Source organism: Actinoplanes sp. OR16, from assembly GCF_004001265.1.
GTDB lineage: Bacteria > Actinomycetota > Actinomycetes > Mycobacteriales > Micromonosporaceae > Actinoplanes.
Genome location: NZ_AP019371.1, coordinates 4,833,616 through 4,854,523, shown reverse-complemented (window position 1 = coordinate 4,854,523; position 20,908 = coordinate 4,833,616). Strand labels below are relative to the sequence as shown.

The following is a 20,908-nucleotide window of genomic DNA, read 5'->3' as shown; positions in this document are numbered from 1 at the left end:
GTCCTCCAGCGGCCCGAGCTCGGCCTCCACCTCGAACGCGGCCTGCAGGCCGGAAACGGCCAAGGCGCTCACGCGGGCCAGACCGGAAGGTCGAGGCGAGAGGGCCGGAGCTCGTCGTGGGAGATCTCCTGGGTGGCGCGGTGCAGGGTCGCGGCCTCGGCGGCGGGCTCGCCGGAGCCCGGGTTGCGGGCGTACCTCGGGTGGGCGCCGGAGCTGATCTGCACACTGATGCGGTGCCCGGCGGCGAACTCGTGGAAGGTGGGCCAGAGCGGCACGCCGACGTCGCGGAACCCGTCCTCGCCGGGTTCGGGCCCGGTGTCCGCGATGCCGCCGATGCGGCGGATGCCGTCGCAGACGGTCATCGATCGGCCGTCGGGGTGCACGTCGCAGATGCGGACGAAGACGTCGGCGCTGGGCTGCGACGAGCGGAACCGGATCCGGGCCACCGGCTCGCCGGCGACGGTGACCGGTTCGGTGAGGACGTCACCGCGGAAGACGACGACGTCGGCGCGGCTCTCGTGGCCGGCGTTGTCGACGGGCCCGGAGTCGGGCAGCAGGCTCGGTCCGCCGAGGGCCGGGGTGGGGTCGGCCGGGTCGTAGACGTACGTGGTCACTCCCCCGGCCGCCGGCTGCGGGGAGAATCCGCCGGTGGCGTGCAGGTTCCAGGACGCGGTCGTCGTGCCGGGCGGAGGCCAGGACGGCAGGTCGTGCCACTGCTCGGCACCGGTGCGATAGGCGCGGACGAGCGCGGGCCGCTCGCTAGCGACGCCGGCGAATCGTTCCTTGAGGAACGCCACGGCCTCGCCGACGGCCGGCGCGCCCATGCCGCGGGAGGTGTGCCCCCACGGCCCGACGGTCAGCCGCGGCGGGCGGCCGGCGGCGGCGAGCTGGGCGTGGTTGCGCAGCTGCCAGGGCAGGAAGATGTCGTACCAGCCGGTGATCATGTAAACCGGCGCGGTGACACCGGGAACGGCGGCGGTGTGCGACTGGCTCGTCCAGTACTCCTCGGTGAGGCGTTCGTGGCCGACCCAGTCCTGGTACCAGTGCACGGCCCGGCCGGTCGCGGCGGTGTCGCCGGCGCTGAGCGGCAGCACGTCGAACGCCCGCCCCAGCCGAGGATCGGGTCGCAGCATGGCAAGACCGAGCGCGAGCAGCTTGCGGCGGATCATCCGGTCCATCATCTGCGTCCAGCCGAGGGCGTTGCGCAGCGCGAAGGCACCGTTGTCCCAGGTGATGGCACCGAAGTCGGGCATCGTCACGAGCAGGCAGAGCGCGTCCTGCTCTCCTGCGACGGCCCACTGGGTGTATCCCATGTAGCTGGGACCGTAGGTGGCGATCTTGCCGGTGAACCACTGCTGCTCCCGCACCCAGCGGTGGGTGGCGAGGCCGTCGCGCTGCTCGTCGACCTGCGGGGTGAAGACGCCGTCCGATCCCCAGGTGCCGCGGCAGCTCTGGAACAGCACGGGGAAACCCTCCCGGGCGAGGGCGCGGGCTTGGCCCGCCACCGGGCCGCTGCGACCGTACGGACCCCGGATGACGACCGTCGGCAGCCGCGGATCGGTCTCGCCGACCGGGGTGATGAGATCGGCGAGCAGTTCGACGCCGTCGTCCATCGGCACCCGCAGGTTCTTGACGACGCTGATGTCGTACGGGCCGGGTGGGAGGCCCGGCAGGGTCCGCGCCTGCACCCATCGGGAGAAGCGCTGTCGCAGCGTGCTCATGAGGTCTCCTTGAGAAGGGTGAGGGCTTCGCGCAGGCGCTCCAGTGCGGGAACCGCAGCGGCGAGCGCCGCCCGGTCGGCCGGGTCGAGGGTGGCCGTGGCGGCGGCGACCAGATCGCCGCTGGCGAGGTCGAAGCGGCCGAACAGGTCGAGGGCCTTCGCGGTGGCGAGGACCTCGACGTGGCGGCGGTTGCCGGGGTGCGGGCGGCGTTCGACCAGCCCGGCCGCCTCCATCGTGGTGAGCAGGTTGCTGACCGTGGGACGGCTCAGGCCGAGCCGGTCGGCGAGCTCACCGGGCCCGGCCACGGCCCCCCGGGGCAGCGCCCGGATGATCTCGATCTGCGCGTCCGGGATCTCCGGCAGGTTCTCGGCGGCCCGGGCGGCGGCGAGCAGCGTGCGGCGCAGCGGCGAGATCACCGCGGCGAGCCGGGCCGCGTCCACGTCGCTCACCGCGCGGCGAGCAACTCCGTCTGGAGCCGCCCGCGGTGCACCGACGCCTGCGGCCACTGGTAGCCCGCGTCCCGCCCGCACGGCTCATTCCAGATCAGCTGACCGTGCCGGTTGTGGTAGGCGAGTGTGCCGGGCGCGGCGCCCAGCCCTTCGATCCGCTCGCCCCGATCCAGTTCGGTGAGCTCACGAACAGCGTGCGGCAGCAGGTTGAGCCCGACACCGAGCGGCTTCAGCTCATCGCCGCGCTCATCGACGGCGATGTCACCGATCCCGGCCCCCACGATCACGATCGCCAACTCGCTGCTCCCTCAACCGCCGCCGATTGCCGGACAGTTTTGTAACAAACATGTTGCGCGTCAAGACCCTTCTCAATGATCGGCCAGCAACGCGACCGCGCAGCAGATCACCGCCGACCAGGCGCTCCGGTACGCGTTGACCGGGCTGCTCGTCCGCGGAATCTACGGACGGCGGGTGTACCGGGCCGAAGCCCGCCTCACCCAAGACCTCACCTCGCCCACCTCGACGACGCCGAGGACCCGGCGTCATATCTGCGGGCGCGTGAGGCGGTATTCGTCTGTGGGTCGGACACCCTCACCATCGAAACGGCGACCATGATGCCGGTCCAGAAACTCTTTCACCGAGCCCGAGATCCTCAAGCAGAAAACACCTTCAACGCACGACGCACACGCCGAGGTGGAAGACCATCTCGAGAGTCAACCAGCCCTGCCGCACCGACGGTGACGAACCAGCCGTGGCCGCGTCGCCGGCCGCCAGCAAGCCGGACCTGGGCACTCAGGAAGGCCGAAACCAAAGAAACCCCCGCAGGCTCCACGAAAAACGTGAATGACCTGCGTGGGTTTTAACGTGTCCGAGGGGGGACTTGAACCCCCACGCCCGATAAAGGGCACTAGCACCTCAAGCTAGCGCGTCTGCCATTCCGCCACCCGGACTTGCGGAGATAACTTAGCAAGCCGCTCCCGCCCACCTCAAAACGGGGTCGTACAGCGCCACCATCGCCCGCGCGCTCTCCCGCATCAGAGCGCGCAGAGTGGGGCTCCAGCAACTCGGCGTGGGCATGCTTGACGGCAGGGTCACCGTCGTCCAGCCGTCCGGGTCGGGTGGGCCGAGCGTAGAAATGACGGCACGGGTCATCAGGTACGGGATCCGCGTCACAGGATGGTCGCCACCCGATACGTGCGCGCCGTCGACCCGACGAGCGCCACGAAGGGGGAGAGCCTCCGACACCGGACTGTCGGCGCCGCTCGCAGACGGCCTGAAGCGTTCGCCACGCCGCGACAGGTGTCAGAAGAGCGGTTCGGTAGCCGGCATGGACGCGGTGGGCGCCCGGCCTCGCGCCTACGAAGGCAACCGAAGTTTTCGGTGGTCAGACCCATCCGGTGATGCTTCGGCTCCGAATCACCGCGTCAGTATCGAGCGTGACCTAGGGGTGGTTTGTTGATGGCGGAGCACGGCACGAGCCGCCGGGCGCAGCATCTGAGCCCGGTGCCCGGCCCGGATCCGGCGGGACGCGCGGATGCGAGCGAACTGTTACGGGCGGTCGGTCACGGCGACGAGCAGGCCTTTGCCCGGCTGTACGACCTGGTGGCGCCACGGGTGTACGGGCTGATCCGGCGTGTACTGCGCGATCCGGCGCAGGCCGAAGAGGTGGCGCAGGAGGCCCTGGTGGAGGTGTGGCGTACGGCGGCCCGGTTCGACCCGGCCGCGGGGTCGGCGACGTCGTGGGTGTTCACGATCGCGCATCGGCGGGCGGTCGACCGGGTCCGTGCCGAGCAGGCGGCGGCCGACCGGACCGTCCGGGCCGGGGCGGCGTCACTGGATACGCCGTATGACCAGGTGGCCGATGAGGTGGCCGGGCGGCTGGAGCGCCGGCAGGTGCGTCACTGCCTCGACGATCTGACCGATCTGCAGCGGCAGGTGGTCACGATGGCGTACTACCAGGGCCATTCCTATCCGCAGGTCGCGGAGCTGTTGAAGACGCCGCTGGGCACGGTGAAGACGCGGATGCGGGACGGTTTGATCCGGTTGCGGGACTGCTTGGGTGTGGAGGCGACGGCATGAGCGCGGACATTCACTCACTGACCGGCGCATATGCGCTGGACGCGGTCGACGATCTCGAACGGGCCGCCGTCGATCGGCACCTGCGCGAGTGTGCGCCGTGCCGGGTCGAGGCCGCCGAGTTCGCGCAGGCCGCTGCGCGCCTGGCCGACGGCACCTGGTCGGTGCCTCCGCCGCGGCTGCGTGACAACGTCCTGGCCTCGGTCGCGACGACACGGCAGGTGCCGGTACAGACCCCGCGGCGCGCACGGCGCGGCTTCCGGTCGCGGTGGGTCGCCGCGGCCGCTGCGGTGGTCGCTGCCGTCGGCACGGGCACGGCCGTCTTCACGGTTCAAGAGCAGCGCGTACTAGAGGAACGGACTGTCGCCGAAGCCGCCCGCGTCCGGGAGGCACAGGTCCAGGAGGTTCTGGGCGCCCCCGATGTGGTGTTGCGTGATCAGTCGCTGAGCAGCGGCGGCAAGGTCACGGTGGCGTACTCCCGGATGCGGGACTCCGGGGTGATCATGATGGCTGCGGATGCCCCGCCGGCGAACGGTCAGGTCTTCCAGCTGTGGACGGTTCGCTCCGGAGAGCCGGTGTCGGAAGGGGTGCTCGCCTCCGGCCAGACGACGGTCGTCACGGTGGTGCACGGTATGGCGTCGGCCTCCGTGGTCGGCGTCTCCGTGGAACCGCCCGGCGGATCGGCCGCACCGACGGTGATGGTGGCCGGCGTGAAAACAATCTGAGATTCCACCAATCCGCAGCACGGTCCGCTCCGAATCATCGGTGTAAGTACCGATAAAGAGGAGCAAAACGATGCGCGCAACGAAGTTCACCGCCCTGGCCGCCGCCACCCTGTTCGCGATCTCCCTGTCCGCCTGCGGCAGTGACTCCGACGACAGCACCAGCGGCGGGACGACGGCTGCGGCGCCGATGACTTCGGCGGCGCCCAGCATGGCCCCGAGCATGAGCACCGACATGGTGAACTTCGGTCCGGGCTGCGCGGCGGTGCCGACCGACCCGGCGGACGCGGGCAGCTTCGAGGCGATGGGCAAGGTGCCGGTGGCCACCGCCGCGTCCGGAAACCCGCTGCTGTCCACACTGGTCACCGCGGTGAAGAAGGCCGGCCTGGTCGACTCGCTGAACTCGGCCGACGGGATCACGGTGTTCGCGCCGACGAACGACGCGTTCGCCAAGCTGCCGAAGGCGACCTTGGACAAGGTGCTGGCCGACAAGAAGACGCTGACCAGCATCCTCACCTACCACGTCGTGCCGGGCAAGCTCACCCCGGCCGATCTGGCCGGCACCCACGAGACGCTGCAGGGTGAGGACCTGACCGTCACCGGCGGCGGCGAGGACTTCACGGTCGGCGCCGACAGCGCGTCGGTGGTCTGCGGCAACGTGCAGACCGCGAACGCCAACGTCTACATCATCGACTCCGTCCTGATGCCGAAGAGCTGATGAGGACCACGCTGCGCGGGGCGATCAGCGGGATCGTCGCGGCGGGCACCGGGATCGCGGCCGCGGAACTGCTCGCGGCCGCGGTCCGGCCCGGTTCGAGCCCGCTGGTCGCGGTGGGTGGCGCGGTCATCGACGCCACCCCCACGCCGATCAAAGAATTCGCGGTACGGGAGTGGGGCACCCACGACAAGCCGGTTCTGCTCAGTGTGATCGTCGTCGTGCTGATCCTGTTCGCCACGGCCATCGGGATCACGGCGACGAAGTGGAGGTCCGCGACACCGGTGGGCACCGCGGTGCTCGGGGTGGCGGGTGCGGTCGCCGCACTGTCACGACCGGCCGGGACCGTGCTGGACGCGGTCCCGGCCGTTTTCGGGGCGGCACTGGCCGGGCTGGCGTTGTGGTGGTTGCTGCACGACCGGCCGAGCGCTGCGAGCGACGTACAGGAAGGCGGGGTTGATCGTCGGTTGGTTCTTCGCCTGTCGATGCTGGCGGCCGGGGCCGGTGTGGCGGAGGTCGCGGGTCTGGCGGTCTCCGGCCGGCGAGAGAACGCGGCCGGAGCGTCCCGGCAGGCGATCCGGCTCCCGGCCGCCGCCGACCCGGCGAGACCGCTGCCGAACGGGATCGCAGCGGGCTTCACCACGCCCAACGCGGGCTTCTACCGCGTGGACACCGCCCTCACCGTGCCGCGCATCGATCCGTCGGCATGGCGGCTGAAGATCCACGGCATGGTCGACCGGGAGATCGAACTGTCGCTGGCCGACCTGCTGCGCCGTCCGCTGATCGAGCGCGACATCACCCTCAACTGCGTGTCCAACGAGGTCGGAGGCCCCTACATCGGCACCGCGCGGTGGCTCGGGGTGCCCCTCGCGGCGCTGCTGAAGGAGGCCGGCGTGCGGAGCGGAGCCGACCAGATCGTGGCCCGCTCGGTCGAGGGAATGACGATCGGCACGCCGGTGGCGACCGCGCTCGACGGCCGGGACACGATGCTCGCCGTGGGAATGAACGGTGAACCGTTGCCGCTCGAGCACGGCTTCCCGGTGCGGATGCTGACCCCTGGCCTGTACGGATACGCGGGCGCCTGCAAGTGGGTGACCGAGCTCGAGCTGACCACCTTCGGTCGCTTCGACGCGTACTGGGTCGAGCGTGGCTGGGGCGCCGAGGGAACGGTGAAGACCGCGTCGCGGATCGACAAGCCGAAACCATTCGCCCGGATCCCGGCCGGAACGGTGACCGTGGCCGGTGTCGCCTGGGCGCAGCGGCGCGGCATCCGAGCCGTCGAGATCAGCGTCGACGGCGGCCCCTGGAAACCGGCCGAGCTGCTGCCCACCGCCTCGATCGACACGTGGACGCAGTGGCGGTTCAGCTGGCCGGCGACCAGCGGCCCGCACTCCCTGGCCGTGCGCGCCACCGACCGCAGCGGCGCGGTCCAGCCGGAGACCCGCGCGACCCCGTTCCCCGACGGCGCGACCGGCTGGCACACCATCAGCGTCACCGTGAGCTGAGCGAGGAGCGGGATCAGCGCACCGCGGCGAGGGCCGGGTCTGCTTCCGGGGCGAGGCCGTCCACCTCGCCGCTGTCCGGGCTGCGCGGCAGCAGCCGGTCCAGCCAGGACGGCATCCACCAGTTGGCCCGGCCCAGCAGGGTCATGGTCGCCGGGACCAGCACCATGCGGACCAGCGTGGCGTCCACGAAGATCGCGGTGGCCAGGCCGAAGCCGAACATCTTGGTCGACGGGTCGCTCGCGACGGCGAAGGACAGGAACACCGCAACCATGATCAGCGCGGCCGAGGTGATGACCCGGGCGCTGCTCGCGATGCCCCGCACGATCGCCGTCGCGTTGTCGCCGGTGCGCAGATACTCCTCGCGGACCCGGGACAGCAGGAAAACCTCGTAGTCCATCGACAGTCCGAACAGGATCGCGAACAGGAACATCGGGATGAACGACACGATCGGCACCGTGGACTCCAGCCCGATCAGCGACGCACCCCACCCCCACTGGAACACCGCGACCATCAGGCCGTACGTCGCGCCGATGCTCAACAGGTTCAGCAGGACCGCTTTCAGCGGCACCAGCACCGATCGGAAGACCAGGAGCAGCAGTACGAACGACAGCGCCAGCACCGCGCCGATGAACAGGGGCAGACGCTCACTGGTCCGCTCCCCCACGTCCGACAGGCCGGCCGCCCCACCGCCGACGTGGGCTCTCGCCGGTCCCTGACCGACAGCACCGGGCAGCACGTCGGCGCGCAGCCGGGCGACGGTGTCGGTGGTGGCCTTCTCCTGAGGTCCGGTGGCCGGGATGACCACCAGGCTCGCGATGCCGGTGGCCCGATCGACCCGGGCCGGCATGACCGAGGCGACACCGGGATCCGCGGCGACGGCCGTGGCCAGCCGGCCCACCACACCCGGGTCAGCGGCGGCGTCCACGGCGATGACGAGCGGCCCGTTCGCCCCCGGCCCGAATCCTTCGGCGACCAGGTCGTACGCGCGGCGCTCGGTGCGGCTCGTCGGCTGTGACCCGTCGTCGGGCAGGCCGACCCGCAGGCTGAACACCGGCAGGGTGGCGAGCACCAGCAGCCCGGCCGCCCCGGCCGCGTACGGCACCGGATGCCGGTTGACGTGCCGGATCCAGCGTTGCCATCCCCCGCCGCCCGCACCGGACCGGCGGGCGAACCGGTGGACCCTGGTCAGCCGGCGCCCGGTGACCCCGAGGAAGGCAGGCAGCAGCGTCACCGACGCGACCACCATGATCGCGACCACGAGGGAGACGGCGATACCGCCCATCGTCATGAACGGCACGTTCGCGGCCGCCATGCCGAGGATCGACACGACGACGGTCGCCCCGGCGAACAGCACCGGCCGCCCGGCGGTGGCCACCGCCCGCCCGGCCGCCTCGTGCGGGTCGACGCCGCCGCCCAGGTACTCGCGGTGCCGGGCCAGCACGAACAACGCGTAGTCGATACCGACCCCGAGCCCCACCATGCTGCCCAGCACCGGCCCGAAGGTCGGAATCTCGGTCACCGACGCGAGCACCGTCATGAGGCTGACGCCGACGGTCAGCCCGAACAGCGCCATGCCGATCGGCAGCGCCGCGGCGATCAGCGAACCGAACGCCAGGAACAGGATTGTCGCGGCCGCGAGCAGGCCGACCAGCTCGCCGATCCCGGCGCCCGCGTCGGAGAAGGCGTAGAACAGGTCCCCGCCCATCTCGATGCGCAGCGGCAACTCGCCGCGCATCCGGTCGCCGAGCTCGACCAGAGCGTCCAGGTCGGCGCCCGACAGCTCGCTCTGCTCCGGGTACTGCACCCGGATCACCGCGATCCGCCCGTCCGCGGAGATCAGGCCCCCGGCCTCGGCGTCGCTGGTCGACAGCACGTGCGGCAGGGCGCGTACCTCGGTCTGCAAACGCACCAGAGCGGTACGGGCTACGCCGTTGGCGAGAAACGTCGCCCCGGCCTCGTCCGGGGTGACGACCACCTGGGCGGTCATGCCCTGCTGACCGGTTCCCGCGCGTTCGAGCAGCTCCGCGGCGTAGCCGGAGTCGAGTCCGGGCGCGGTCATCGAGTCGGCGGTCTTACCGCCGGAGGCAGCCGCGGCCACAACGGCGATCGCCGCGGTCAGCAGCCACAGCGCGATCACCCGCCATGGCCGGCGTGCGGCGCCGGCACCCAGCCGGAAGAGGGTTCGGGCAAGCATCGGATTCTCCAAGTCGTCTTCGCGGGTCGGCACAGCGTCGATGACGAGGGTCGTCGCGATGCCGTCCCGCGGGATCGGCCCCTGAGCCGCCGATTCGTCGGTCCCCGAGCCGAGCAGCGCACCGTTCTTTCGGCCGATGCGCGATCCCGGTCGATCCCTAGGCTGAGAAACGTGCTGCGAGACGACCTGCGAGCCTTCTGGACCGAACCGCGGCCACCCGGCGCCCCGGCACGGGTGTGGCGCGACTGGGTCCTTCTCGCCACGGTCCTCTCCGGCGTGGTGCTGGAGGCCGCGCTGCGTACCGATGTCGTCTGGCTGCCGGTGGCCGTGACGGAAGCGGTGTGGCTGGCAGTGCTCACCCTGCGGCGGCGGACCCATCCGCTGGCGGTGGCGGCCGCCGGCTTCGGCTCGATCATCGTGCTGCAGGTGTCATCGGTGGTCTTCGCCGCGCCGGAACCGGTCGGGCTGTACTCCAGCCTGGTCGTGATCACCCTGGTCTACGCGCTGCCGCGCTGGGGGTCGGGACGCGAGATCGTCCTGGGCGGTGCGCTGATCCTGGTCACCTTCGTACTGTCCGTGACCACCGACGACGTCCCGGTCGGCGACCAGATCGGCGGCTTCGTCTTCCTGTCCATGCCCGCGGTGATCGGGGCGTCCGTACGGTTCTGGGACACCGCCCGCGAACGGCAGCTGGAACGGGCCCGATCCGTCGAACGCGAACGGATCGCCCGGGAGCTGCACGACACGGTCGCCCACCACGTCTCCGCCATGGTGATCCGCGCCCAGGCCGGCCGGGTCGTCGCCGCCACGGACCCGGGCGCCGCCGTCGAGGCCCTCGAAGGAGTCGAGGAGGAGGGCGCCCGCACCCTGGAGGAGATGCGTGCCATGGTCGCCGCCCTGCGCGACAGGCGGACGGCCGGCGCCGACCTCGCTCCGCAGGCCGGCGTCGGCGACCTCTACCGGCTGCTGCGTTCCCACGCCGGCCACCTGCGCGTCGATCTGGATCTCGACGGCGAGCTGGCCGCGCTGTCGCCGGCCGTGGACGCCGCGGTCTACCGCATCGTGCAGGAGTCGGTGACCAACGCGATGCGCCACGCGGTCGACGCCACCGAGGTCGTGGTCCGGGTCGTCGGCGACTCCCAGCGGGTCCGCGTCACCGTCGCCGACGACGGTGCCCGTGCCGGCCGGAGCCGCGCCGGATACGGTCTGACCGGGCTGCGCGAGCGCGCCGGCCTGCTCGGCGGTCGGCTGCGAGCCGGCCCGGGAGCCGACCGGGGCTGGCGGGTCGAGGCCGAGCTGCCCAGGGGAAGGACGGACGGCCGTGCCCATTCGCGTACTCATCGCTGACGACCAGGCCGTCATCCGCACCGGCCTGCGGGTCATGCTCGACGCTCAACCCGACGTCGAGGTCATCGGCGAGGCGTCCGACGGGCGCGAGGCCGTACGCCTGGCCCGCGATCTGCGCCCCGACGTCTGCCTGTTCGACATCCGGATGCCCGAGCTCGACGGGCTGGAAGCCACCCGTCAGCTGGCCGGTCCCGGCGTACCCGATCCGATGGTCGTCGTCGTGATCACCACGTTCGACCTCGACGAGTACGTCTACGGCGCGCTGCGCGCCGGCGCCCGCGGTTTCCTGCTCAAGGACGCCGGGCCGGACCTGCTGGTCCAGGCGGTCCGCTCAGCCGCCGCCGGCGACGCGCTGATCGCTCCGAGCGTCACCGTCCGCCTGCTGCAGACGTTCGCGGACGTGCCGACCGGACGGCCCGCCGTCCAGCCGATCAGCCCGATCACCGCCCGCGAGGACGAGGTGCTGCTCGCGGTGGCCCGCGGACTGACCAACACCGAGATCGCCGACACCCTCTACATCAGCCTCAGCACCGTGAAGACGCACCTGGCGAGCCTGATGTCCAAGCTCGGCGCCCGCAACCGGGTGGAGATAGCGATGTGGGCCTACGAGACGCGCCGGATCATTCCGGCCACCTGACCCGGGCGTCGTTCACCGGAGCACGACGCCGCCGAGCAGCCGTCTATACGCAGCCGCTGCAGACCGGTCGGGGTGCGGCGGTCTCGCCGACCACCAGCACACCATCGAAGCGTGGATCATCGATGGAAATGGGCACGAGTGGCGTACTGAGCACGGGATAGTCCGACGGCGGCGGGTCGGGGTCCGGGCCGACGCAGGCGACGCGGTTCGCGGTGCCGAGCAGTGGATCGGCTTCGGTGGGTCGCACGTCGTTGACGACGCAGGCAGCCCAGGTGCCGGCGGCGGCGTACCTCTTGTAGAGGAAGCGGTATCCCCGTTCGCCCGGTACGCCGTAGGGCATCTGGCGAGACACCACGCCGAGCCCGCCGGTCTCGTACCGGGCGACGGTCCAGCGCGCCTGCGGATCATCCGCACCCGGGCAGGCGCGGACGTAGCCCGTGATGACGTAACTGTCTTGCATCGGGCTCCGCTGCACGCTGCCGCCCGTGAACTCGACCTCCGTGCAGACCGACACCGGCGGCCAGGAGGACGCGGCGTGCGCCCGGCCCGGCATGAGAAGGACCAGGGCCAGGATGACGAGGCTGAGGTGAAGCCGTCTCATTGCTCCTCCTTCTCGGCTACGGCCGGGGACGGCATGTGCCGGGCGGCGCCCAGGGCCAGGCCCAACTGGAAGCGGTTCTCCACGCCGGCGCGGTCCATCAGGGCCCGCATCATCTTGGTGATCAAGCGCGCGCTGACACGCATCTGCGCCGCCGCGCTGACGTCGGTGTGACCGCGGGCGAGCAGAGCGATCAGCTCGCGTTCGCGGTCGGTGAGAACGATGTCCTGCACGCCGTGCTCCCTGGGGTCGGTGGCGTTCGCCCAATGGTGTTCGAAGAGCAGCACCAGCCCGCGGACCACGCCCGGCTGGCTGATCTCCAGGTATCCGCGTTCCAGGTCGGCCGGGTCGGCCGGGAACAGTGCGATCCGCCGGTCGATCACCAGCAGCTTCATCGGCATCGCCGGCGCTTCCCGATAGCTGAAGAACGGCTGATCGAACAGTTCGGCGTCGACGTGCAGGTCCTGGTCGGCGGGCGGCAGGCCGAGCGCCCGGATGCGGACACCTCGTTCGACGACCCGCCGCCCGAGCGGGGCCCCGGCCTTGGCCGACGCCGCGTCGAACGACTGCTCGGTATTGATGACCAGGTGCTCGCTGCGTTCGGCGTCCATCAGTTCGGCCAGCCGCCGGCGGGTGAGAACCCGGGTCGGCAGGTAGCGGACGCCGTCGCCTATCACGGCCTGCCGGTCCGCGACCGCTGTCACCGCGGCGTGATGGCTGCGTACCTGTTCGTCCTGATCGACCAGCCGTAGTTGCCGGCGCTGCAGCGTCGCGACCACCTCGACCGGCGGGCGGGCCTGCCAGATCGGCCCGTGCCGGTTGCCGGACGGCCGGGGTGTCGCGGCTCCGGCCGTGCGCAGCTCGGCCAGCGCCCCGTCGACGCGCCGGCACGGCAGGCCCAGCTCCCGCGCCAGTTCCCGCGCGTGGTGCGCCCCCATCGTCGCGAGGGTGCGAAACACCAGATCGGCGTCGCTGGAGAGTCTCCACCGGACCAAAGACGGCACCGCCGCCCCGATCGTCATCGACGACTGCCGTACCGGAACGCCGGACATCTCTACCTCCTGACCTACCCCGCATCGGTCCCCCTCGATGCAACCACGGCGGCGCCACCCACATCCAGGAGTGTCCGATTCGCCTGGCATCCGTGCGCGATACCGCAAGATCCAAGGAAAGGGCGGAATACCGAACTTCGGCCGTACGGAAAACCGCACTTCGTTGACGCGAACACCACGACTGAAAACACTGCGAAAGCACGACGGCAAGGATCGATGACGACGGAGAAAAGGAGCAACAATGAAACGGATCATGTTGACGCTCGTCGCCTGTGCCAGTGTGCTGGCGGTCGCCCTGTCCACCGCGCCGGCCGCGGCGGCGGACCCGACCGGGCTGAGGATGAGTTCGAGGGCCGCCGCAGGGTATGAGGACTGCCCGGCCGGTTACTCCTGCTACTTCGACGGCCTCAACGGCACCGGCGCATTCATCTACGCGGATCACGGCTGCGACTACTACGACCTGGCGGGCTCCGGGTGGGACAACCGGATCTCGTCGATCTACAACCGCGGCAGCTCGAAGGTGTTCGTCTACACGGGCAGGGGCACCTCGTTCGACGTCCACGGCTGGATGCCGGTCGGCCAGCGCGGCAACTACAACACCAACGACATCGACGGCATCCTCGTCGGTTGCTGACACCCAGCCCCGTCCCGGGTCCCGCTTCGCCATCGCGAGGCGGGACCCGGCGGCTGTCACCGTGAGCAATTCTCTGCTATTCAGCGAATACGTGAACGATCGTGGTTCCGTCGCGCGACGGGCCTCGCTCACCCGGCTGGTGATTCCTCCTGGTGGGACCGATGGTGTGCCTTTCGGTTCACCACATCGGGGTAATTCAACCGGTTCACTACCTTCATACTTTATCGCGGCTGTCGAGACGTTCTGAGCATATTCGTCCGCGTTGCTAGACGGCAGAGTTTGTCGCGGCCGGCCTCGCCGTGGTGCCCAACGTGACACGGAGGCGGTTCGTAACGAGCGACCGAGAAATCATGAGGGGCAAGCGTGGACGTATCCGGGCAGTCGGTACTGCCGTTAGCGGCGATCGTCGCCATCTTCGCACCGTCGTACGTGCTCAAGGCGACGGCGATGGCGTTCCTCGCGGTCATCGGGGGGCTGGCGCTGTTTCGCCTGAAGTCGCGCGGCGATCGTGCCCAGGTGACCGCGCAGGAACCCCCGCGGGTGGTTCGATCGACGGGATACCGGGGGACCCGCCGTGCCGATTAAGCGCGTGCTGAGCATCGGCTCAGTGGGGCTGGCTCTCACCATCCCGTACCTCTACGTCGAAGCTGTCGGACTTCATAGCCCGGACCGGATCTTCTCCTTCGTCGTGCTTCTTCACTTCCTCGGCTTCGTCGTCGCGGGAGCCTTCCGCCCGCTACGGAGGCGGCCGCTGCCGGAGGGCCGTGTGATCGCGGTGGTGCCGGCGTACAACGAGAAGCCCGATCTCCTGCACGGGGCGATCCGCAGTCTGCTCAACGGCACGGTGGTGCCCGACGTCATCCACGTCGTGGACGACGGCTCAGCAAGTCCGTTGCCACCGTTCTCGCACCCTCGCGTGGTGTGGCACAAGCGGGAGAACGGGGGCAAACACCACGCGCAGGCGACGGCGTTGAAGGCGGAGCTGCAGCACTTCGACTTCGTCGTCACCGTGGACAGCGACTCGGTGGTGGATCGGCAGGCCATCGAGCGGTGCCTCCGGCCCTTCTCCGACCCGCGCATCATGGGCGTCACCGGCGTCGTCTACGCCCTGAACCGCGCCCGGAACATGATCACCCGAGTGACCGACCTGCACTACGTCCACAGCTGCCTCGTCGTCCGCAACGGGCTGTCCGCCACCGGTGACATCTTCACCGCTTCCGGCGCCCTTGCCGTCTGGCGCTCCGCAGTGGTCATGGACAACCTCACCGAGTACCTCTCGCGAGGCGTCGCCGACGACAGGCACCTGACGCACTTCGCGCAACGTCGTGGACGGACCGAAGCGGTTCCCGACGCCTACGTCTACACCGATGTGCCGGACAACGCGGCCGACCTGTTCCGCCAGCGCATCCGCTGGGCCCGCGACTACTACCGGTGCACGGTGCTCGACATCCGCTATCTCAGCGGCTGGTCCTGGTGGATGAGGACGGTCGACTTCGCCTTCATGTGCCTGGCGCCCCTGTTCGTTCTGACGGCGCTGATGGTGTTCCCGTTCGCACAGTGGGAGGTGCCCTGGGCAGGCGCCGGACTGTGGGTCGCCTTCCTCTACACCCAGACCTTCTGCTACGTGCTGGAACGCAAGGGCGTGGGCATCGGCGAACGGATACTCACCTGGTTGTTCCTCACCCCGGTGCTCTACCTGTTCCAGCTCGTGGTCGTCGGCCCGGCGGTGCTCGTCGCTCTCCTGAACGTGCGGCATCACTCGTGGCAGACCCGCAACGACAAGAAGGCGATGCTCGCCGTGGCATCGCAGCAAGCCGGCCGCAGCCGCTACCTCGATACGCTGCGGGTCGTCGCCATCATCCGTGTCGTCGTCTTCCACGCCACCGGATTCGCGTGGCTAGGCATGATCTTCCCGTCGATGGGCATCATGTTCGGCCTCGCGGGCACGCTGATGGCCCGGTCCATGGCGAAGACCGGCGACCGGCCCGAGATCACCATCTGGAATCGCTTCAAGCGGCTGATGCCCGCGCTCTGGATGCTCGCGGCGGTGCTGATCCCGGTCATGCTGATCATGGGCTGGACCGACGAGGATGACCGCCCGTTCAACGCGCCGGCCGTCTTCGCGTGGATCTTCCCGCTCTCGGATCCCCCGAGCAACGACTGGGGAGTCCCCGTCACCGGCATCCTGTGGTACATCCGGACCTACCTGTGGCTGGTGCTGCTCTCCCCGGTCCTCTGGGCCGCCTTCCGGCGCTGGCCACGCTTGACGCTGGTGGCACCACTGGCGCTGATCCCCTTGTCGAACCATCTCACCTTCTCCGACTGGCTCTCCGACGTGGTGATGCAACTCGGCACCTATGCCCCGTGCTGGATCGCCGGCTTCTGGCACGCCAGCGGCCGCCTGCAGCGACTGCGCGCTGCTACCACCCTGCCGCTGGCCGGCCTGGTCGCGGCCGGCGTCTTCACCTGGATGTATCTGAAGGTCGAGCCGGGCACGAGCGTGCAGGCGGTGCCGCCGGCCCAGGCGCTGCTGTCGCTGGCGTTCCTCGCCGTGCTTCTGCGGTTCGATCCGGCGATGGGATGGCTTGACAAGATCAAGATCGGTCGCCTGATCACCCGGATGAACTCGCGCGCCGTCACCATCTATCTCTGGCATCAACTCGCCATCCTCACCAGCATTGCGATCGTCGCCAGGGCTCGCCTGCACGAGAGCATCGGGGAACCGGGTGCGATCGCGGCGAAGTTCGTGCTGATCGGCGCGCTCGTGGCCGCGGCCTGCTGGCTCGTGGGATGGCTCGAGGACATCACCGCGCCGAAGTCGACACCGCCACCGCCCGCAGCCCGTCACGAGGCCGAGGTTCTCTCCGCCTTGAATCCGAAGCCCGAGTTCGAGCAGACCATGATCATTTCACCGTTCCAGATCCCTCACCAGCTGCAGACGAGACCACCGGCGCCCGCGTCTTCTGACGAACGCCTGCCGGCCGACCAGCGGAGCCGGACATGGTGACCGTCCTGAATCAGACCGCACCGCCTGCCGTCACACCGGCCGCCGCTCGCAAACCCGCTGCCCGCGAGGGCTTCCGCCCGGACATCGAGGGCCTGCGTGCCATTGCGGTGACCATCGTCGTGTTGTTCCACGCAGGCCTACCGGTGATCGAAGGGGGTTACATCGGCGTTGACGTCTTCTTCGTCATCTCGGGCTTCCTCATCACCGGACACCTGCTCCGGGAGCTCGATCGATCCGGGAAGATCTCACTGCTGACCTTCTACGCCCGCCGATCCCTGCGGCTGCTGCCCGCAGCCTCGTTCGTGGTAGTGAGCACGATGGCCGTCTGCTGGCTCTGGCTGCCGCCCTTGCAGGTCCGGAGCATCGCCACCGACGCTCTGACCACGACGTTCTACGGCATGAACTATCGGCTGGCGATCGAGGGCACGGACTACCTGGGCGCCACCGCCGCGCCATCGCCGCTACAGCATTTCTGGAGCTTGGCCGTCGAGGAGCAGTTCTACCTCTTCTGGCCGGCACTTCTGGTTCTGCTCGCCTGGACCTGCCGGCGCCGCACCCCGGATCAGCGCCGCCGGGCCGTCTTGATCGTCCTGCTCCTCGGCATCGGCGTCTCCTTCGCGCTGTCGGTCTGGCAGACCGGGGTGTCCGCTCCCTGGGCTTACTTCGGCATCCACACCCGAGCCTGGGAACTGGCGCTCGGCGGCGTCGTCGCCATCGCCGCGCCACTGCTCACCCGGCTGAGGCCGCCGGCTGTCCGGGCCGGGCGCTGGCTCGGCCTGGGCGGCATCGGCGCCTCAGCCGTCCTCTACACCGAGGCGACGCCGTTCCCCGGGTACGCTGCCGCGCTTCCCGCCCTCGCCACGGCCATGGTCATCATTGCCGGATGCACCGACGCCTCTTCACCAGGACTCGGCTGCGCTCCGATGCAGGCCATCGGCAAGCTCTCCTACTCCTGGTATCTGTGGCACTGGCCGGTACTGATCGTCGGCCCGTTCGCGCTCGGTGACATCAACGTCATGGAAGGCGTCACGCTGGCCGGCCTGTCGCTGATCCTGGCCGTCGTGACGGCCCGGCAACTCGAGGATCCGCTACGGAACAACCCATGGCTGCGGAGTAACCCCCGCCGCGCACTCGCCTTCGGCTTCGCCTTATCCGCGGGGGTAGCGAGCCTGAGCCTGCTGATGCCATCCATTCTTCCCCGTACGACCGGCACCGGCTCCGCCACTGACGCAGCCGGCGCTCTCTCCGCGACATCCGAGGCCGAACGTAACCTCATCAAGCTGATCGAGACGAGCAGTGAGAACGATACGGTTCCGGCCAACCTCAAGCCCACGGTGAGCGATGCCGCCAAGGACGTGGGGCGGATCTACGCGGACGGATGCGACCCGAAGTTCCTGGAGACCGACGTCAAGAAGCCCTGCTTCTACGGCGACAGGAAAGCGAAGCGGACGATGGTCCTGCTGGGTGACTCGCACGCCGGGCACTGGTTCCCCGCACTGGAACAGATCGCCACGAAGCAGAAATGGCGTCTGGCTGTCGTCACCAAATCAGCCTGCCCCGCCGCACTGGCGACGGTGACACTTCCCGCGATGAATCGCCCCTTCACGGAATGCGACGCCTGGCGTACCGCCGCGTTCGCCTACATCAAGTCGCTTCAGCCGGCGCTCATCGTCACCTCCTCCAACAGCCACAGCGAAGCGCTCGATGTCAGCGGTAGCCAGGCGGACGCGTGGGCCGACGCATGGGCGAAGACCGTGGAGCAGCTGCGTCAAGCCGGCAAGGTCGCCTTCATCAGTGATACGGCTTGGCCCGACGGCAACGTCCCCGAATGCGTCTCCAACCACATCAGCGACGTCAGCGCCTGCAATCGAGACCGTGACGCCGCCTTCGGCGATCTTCACCGGCGCAAAGCGATCGCCAATGCGGCCCGCGACAGCGGCGCAACGGTCATCGACCCGTCTCGTTGGATGTGCACGGACGACAGCTGCCCGGTGATCGTCGGCAACGTCCTGGTGTACAACGACGACAGCCATCTCAGCGCCACCTTCAGCCGCCTGGTCGCACCGATCCTCCAGCAGCGGCTGACGGCCGCGGCCAAGTGAGGCACCGCCCGCGAGAATCGCTGATCCGGCCGGCGGATCGCCCGGCTGGTGCGGGGACGAACCCGGCTGCGGTGAACGGTCACAGCAAGGCCTGGGCGAAGCGGGCCTCCAGCCGGGCCGCCCAGCGAGTCACCGCGGGCAGGGTGACGGCGAAGGCGGCGGCGATGACCAGGTAGAAGGTGACGGTGGTGAGGTAGGCGTCGCCGAAACCGAGCATCTCCGGGACCTCCTTGCCGTCGTCCGGGAGGGACCAGCCCCACAGGGCCCAGCTGATGCCGCCGATCACGGCGGCCCACCAGGAGACCACGATCGAGAAGGCGATCGAGCTCGGGATGACGCGGAGTGTGGCGTGGGCGAGGTCGCGCCAGCTCTGCGGGTCGGTGACGGCCGCGATCATCCGGCTGATCACGCTGTCGCGGGTGGCACCGCGGTAGGTGACGATGCGCTCGGGAACGCCGAGGACCGGCGCGATGCGGGACCGCTCGGTCACCGCGAGGCCGCGGGCCAGCATCATGGTGGCGATCAGGATCGGTACGCCGATCCAGAGTGCCGCGAGGCCCACGCCGAGCGAGAAACCGACCGCGCAGACGATCGTGCCGGCCAGCGCGATCGGGAATCCGGTCAGCACGTATCGGGTGTCGGTGGTGACCCGGGCGAATGTCGGAGCCGAAATCAGAGCCGCATCGATTGTCATGCCTCGACGCTATGCGCGGCGCCGCCCTCAGCCGACCTGGCGAGCACCCCCATCGATGGTAGTGCTAGCCCCACTATCCCAGCGACGCACCACTATCGCGCAGCGACGCGGCCTGCTGCGAAGCGTATATATCCTCGGGCACCAGGATCGTCCGGCCGATCGCCTCGGACAGCCAGGCCAGGTCACGCGGGGCACCACCCTGGGAGGCGTCCATCGCGCCCGCGTCGCTCAGGTTGGAGGCGAAGATCCCGGCGGCCGACCGGGGCAGGAAGTCCTCATAGACGATCGGTTCCGCGGTCAGCCACCCGTCGTCCAGCAACGTTCCAAGATCCACAATTGGGATCGGCCCGGGACGAGCGGCGGTGAAGCGGAAGAACCCCAGCCCCCGGCGAGCCAGCTCGATCTCCGAGGACGGCAGGCCGGCCGCCCACACCTCCGCGCCGATCTCCTGACGCGACCCCTCACCGGCCGCCACCCGCCGATCGACAGCCGCGACCAGATCGTCGTAGAGGGCACGGCCGCGCGGCGTGAGCGCGATCCCCCGTGCCTCCACCTCACCGAACCGCACCCGCAGTCGCCCTTCGCCTATCGACCCGTCTGCCTCCCGGAATCTGCGCGGCTCGGCGAGCGCCCGGAACGAGGTCTGCCGCAGCAGGACGTCCGGGCCGTGCCAGCGCGGCGGCCCCTGGATCTCGTCGATCATCGCGATGCCCCGGGCCTGCATCCCGGTGTAGAGCTCGTCGATGTCGAGCACGCGCGGCGTCAGGTGGTTGATGTGCGTGCTGGTGACACCGCCGATGTCGGCGGCGACTCCGGAGATCCGCTCGAGTTCGGCGTACCAGGTGCGGTCGACAGGCTCCGGAGAGAGCGCGAAGGCGCCGGCCGCGAGGTCGAGGAACCGGGCCGCGTCGGCTTCCGCCAGCTCGTTGTCGGCCCGGGCGCGGTCGGCGAGGACCAGCAGCTCGTCCGGGAACAGCCGTCGGTGCGCGAGGAAGGTGCGCAGCCGGGCTTCCAGGTCGGTGTCGAAGAAGCGGCGGTCCTCGGGGACGAGCATCGAGGTGAAGACCCGGAACGGATTGCGGGCCAGTTCGTCCGGCTCGGTCGGCCGGAACGCCGTGGAGATCACCGGGATCGGCTGCGGGTGGGCGTCACGCAGGTCGTAGAAGCCGACCGGGTGCATGCCGAGCGCCCCGAAGATCCGTGCCACCTGGGCCAGCTCCTGCGGTGTGCCGACCCGGATCGCGCCGTGGCGTTCGGCGGTGACCCGGCTGATCGACCCGAACCGCTCGGCGGCGGCGCCGTCCCGGTCGAGCACGCGCTGGTTCACGAGGTGGCACTCGTCGACGAGAGTGGTGTAGGCCGGCACCTCCGTCCCGTACAGATCGGAGAGCCGGCGTGCGAAGCGGGCCCGCAGTTCCGTGGTGCCAACGGCGCTCATGCACGAAATCGTAGTGT

The 20,908-nt window shown here is 69.8% G+C and carries 18 protein-coding genes and 1 tRNA gene; 10 read left to right on the top strand and 9 right to left on the bottom strand.

The window, feature by feature from the left end; all coding sequences use genetic code 11:
- Positions 1-68: 68 nt before the first annotated feature.
- The 4 genes from EP757_RS22285 to EP757_RS22270 form a co-directional block, all read right to left on the bottom strand.
- Positions 69-1,721 carry a CocE/NonD family hydrolase gene (locus EP757_RS22285; protein ID WP_127548963.1) on the bottom strand — a complete coding sequence of 551 codons (1,653 nt, stop codon included), beginning with the start codon at positions 1,719-1,721 and terminating at the stop codon, positions 69-71.
- Positions 1,718-2,170 carry a MarR family winged helix-turn-helix transcriptional regulator gene (locus EP757_RS22280; protein WP_197725343.1) on the bottom strand — a complete coding sequence of 151 codons (453 nt, stop codon included), beginning with the start codon at positions 2,168-2,170 and terminating at the stop codon, positions 1,718-1,720. Before EP757_RS22280 ends, EP757_RS22285 begins: the two co-directional genes overlap by 4 nt.
- Positions 2,167-2,466, bottom strand: a complete 300-nt coding sequence (locus EP757_RS22275; RefSeq protein ID WP_127548962.1) for a hypothetical protein — start codon at positions 2,464-2,466, stop codon at positions 2,167-2,169. The genes EP757_RS22280 and EP757_RS22275 overlap by 4 nt, the downstream gene beginning before the upstream one ends.
- A gap of 569 nt (positions 2,467-3,035) precedes the next feature.
- Positions 3,036-3,120: transfer RNA gene (locus EP757_RS22270), tRNA-Leu, on the bottom strand.
- A 508-nt stretch (positions 3,121-3,628) separates the two neighbouring features.
- Between EP757_RS22270 and sigK the strand changes: the two genes are divergently transcribed.
- The 4 genes from sigK (at position 3,629) to EP757_RS22250 (ending at position 7,188) form a co-directional block, all read left to right on the top strand.
- The gene (gene sigK / locus EP757_RS22265) at positions 3,629-4,249 is read left to right on the top strand and encodes an ECF RNA polymerase sigma factor SigK (protein WP_127548960.1); all 621 of its coding nucleotides are present in this window, start codon (positions 3,629-3,631) and stop codon (positions 4,247-4,249) included.
- The gene (locus tag EP757_RS22260; protein WP_127548958.1) at positions 4,246-4,971 is read left to right on the top strand and encodes an anti-sigma factor domain-containing protein; all 726 of its coding nucleotides are present in this window, start codon (positions 4,246-4,248) and stop codon (positions 4,969-4,971) included. Before sigK ends, EP757_RS22260 begins: the two co-directional genes overlap by 4 nt.
- A 70-nt stretch (positions 4,972-5,041) precedes the next feature.
- A complete protein-coding gene (locus tag EP757_RS22255) occupies positions 5,042-5,686 on the top strand; it encodes a fasciclin domain-containing protein (RefSeq protein WP_127548956.1) in 645 nt (214 codons plus the stop codon).
- Complete coding sequence (locus tag EP757_RS22250; protein WP_127548954.1) at positions 5,686-7,188, top strand: molybdopterin-dependent oxidoreductase; 1,503 nt, start codon at positions 5,686-5,688, stop codon at positions 7,186-7,188. Before EP757_RS22255 ends, EP757_RS22250 begins: the two co-directional genes overlap by 1 nt.
- 13 nt (positions 7,189-7,201) lie before the next feature.
- Here EP757_RS22250 and EP757_RS22245 read toward each other — a convergent pair whose 3' ends face one another.
- On the bottom strand, positions 7,202-9,382 hold the full coding sequence (locus EP757_RS22245) for an MMPL family transporter (RefSeq protein ID WP_127548953.1): 2,181 nt from the start codon (positions 9,380-9,382) through the stop codon (positions 7,202-7,204).
- Positions 9,383-9,553: 171 nt separating this feature from the next.
- On the opposite strand from EP757_RS22245, the gene EP757_RS22240 reads away from it, so the two are divergent.
- Positions 9,554-10,729, top strand: a complete 1,176-nt coding sequence (locus EP757_RS22240) for a sensor histidine kinase (RefSeq protein ID WP_127548951.1) — start codon at positions 9,554-9,556, stop codon at positions 10,727-10,729.
- Positions 10,704-11,366 (top strand): response regulator transcription factor, encoded by a 663-nt coding sequence (locus tag EP757_RS22235; protein WP_127548949.1) that lies wholly within the window; start codon positions 10,704-10,706, stop codon positions 11,364-11,366. The genes EP757_RS22240 and EP757_RS22235 overlap by 26 nt, the downstream gene beginning before the upstream one ends.
- 43 nt (positions 11,367-11,409) lie before the next feature.
- Here EP757_RS22235 and EP757_RS22230 read toward each other — a convergent pair whose 3' ends face one another.
- Positions 11,410-11,967, bottom strand: coding sequence for a hypothetical protein (locus EP757_RS22230; protein WP_127548948.1), 558 nt, complete (start codon positions 11,965-11,967; stop codon positions 11,410-11,412).
- Positions 11,964-13,016 carry a LuxR family transcriptional regulator gene (locus EP757_RS22225; protein ID WP_127548946.1) on the bottom strand — a complete coding sequence of 351 codons (1,053 nt, stop codon included), beginning with the start codon at positions 13,014-13,016 and terminating at the stop codon, positions 11,964-11,966. The genes EP757_RS22230 and EP757_RS22225 overlap by 4 nt, the downstream gene beginning before the upstream one ends.
- A 241-nt stretch (positions 13,017-13,257) precedes the next feature.
- Between EP757_RS22225 and EP757_RS22220 the strand changes: the two genes are divergently transcribed.
- The 4 genes from EP757_RS22220 (at position 13,258) to EP757_RS22205 (ending at position 18,759) form a co-directional block, all read left to right on the top strand.
- Complete coding sequence (locus tag EP757_RS22220; RefSeq protein WP_127548944.1) at positions 13,258-13,650, top strand: peptidase inhibitor family I36 protein; 393 nt, start codon at positions 13,258-13,260, stop codon at positions 13,648-13,650.
- A gap of 363 nt (positions 13,651-14,013) precedes the next feature.
- Positions 14,014-14,235 carry a hypothetical protein gene (locus EP757_RS22215; RefSeq protein WP_127548942.1) on the top strand — a complete coding sequence of 74 codons (222 nt, stop codon included), beginning with the start codon at positions 14,014-14,016 and terminating at the stop codon, positions 14,233-14,235.
- Between the two features lie 22 nt (positions 14,236-14,257).
- The gene (locus EP757_RS22210; RefSeq protein WP_160165840.1) at positions 14,258-16,657 is read left to right on the top strand and encodes an acyltransferase family protein; all 2,400 of its coding nucleotides are present in this window, start codon (positions 14,258-14,260) and stop codon (positions 16,655-16,657) included.
- Complete coding sequence (locus EP757_RS22205) at positions 16,651-18,759, top strand: acyltransferase family protein (protein WP_127548938.1); 2,109 nt, start codon at positions 16,651-16,653, stop codon at positions 18,757-18,759. The genes EP757_RS22210 and EP757_RS22205 overlap by 7 nt, the downstream gene beginning before the upstream one ends.
- A gap of 79 nt (positions 18,760-18,838) precedes the next feature.
- On the opposite strand, the gene EP757_RS22200 is transcribed toward EP757_RS22205, so the two are convergent.
- Complete coding sequence (locus EP757_RS22200; protein WP_127548936.1) at positions 18,839-19,453, bottom strand: sensor domain-containing protein; 615 nt, start codon at positions 19,451-19,453, stop codon at positions 18,839-18,841.
- A 73-nt stretch (positions 19,454-19,526) separates the two neighbouring features.
- Positions 19,527-20,891, bottom strand: coding sequence for a VOC family protein (locus tag EP757_RS22195; protein WP_127548934.1), 1,365 nt, complete (start codon positions 20,889-20,891; stop codon positions 19,527-19,529).
- Positions 20,892-20,908 lie beyond the last annotated feature (17 nt).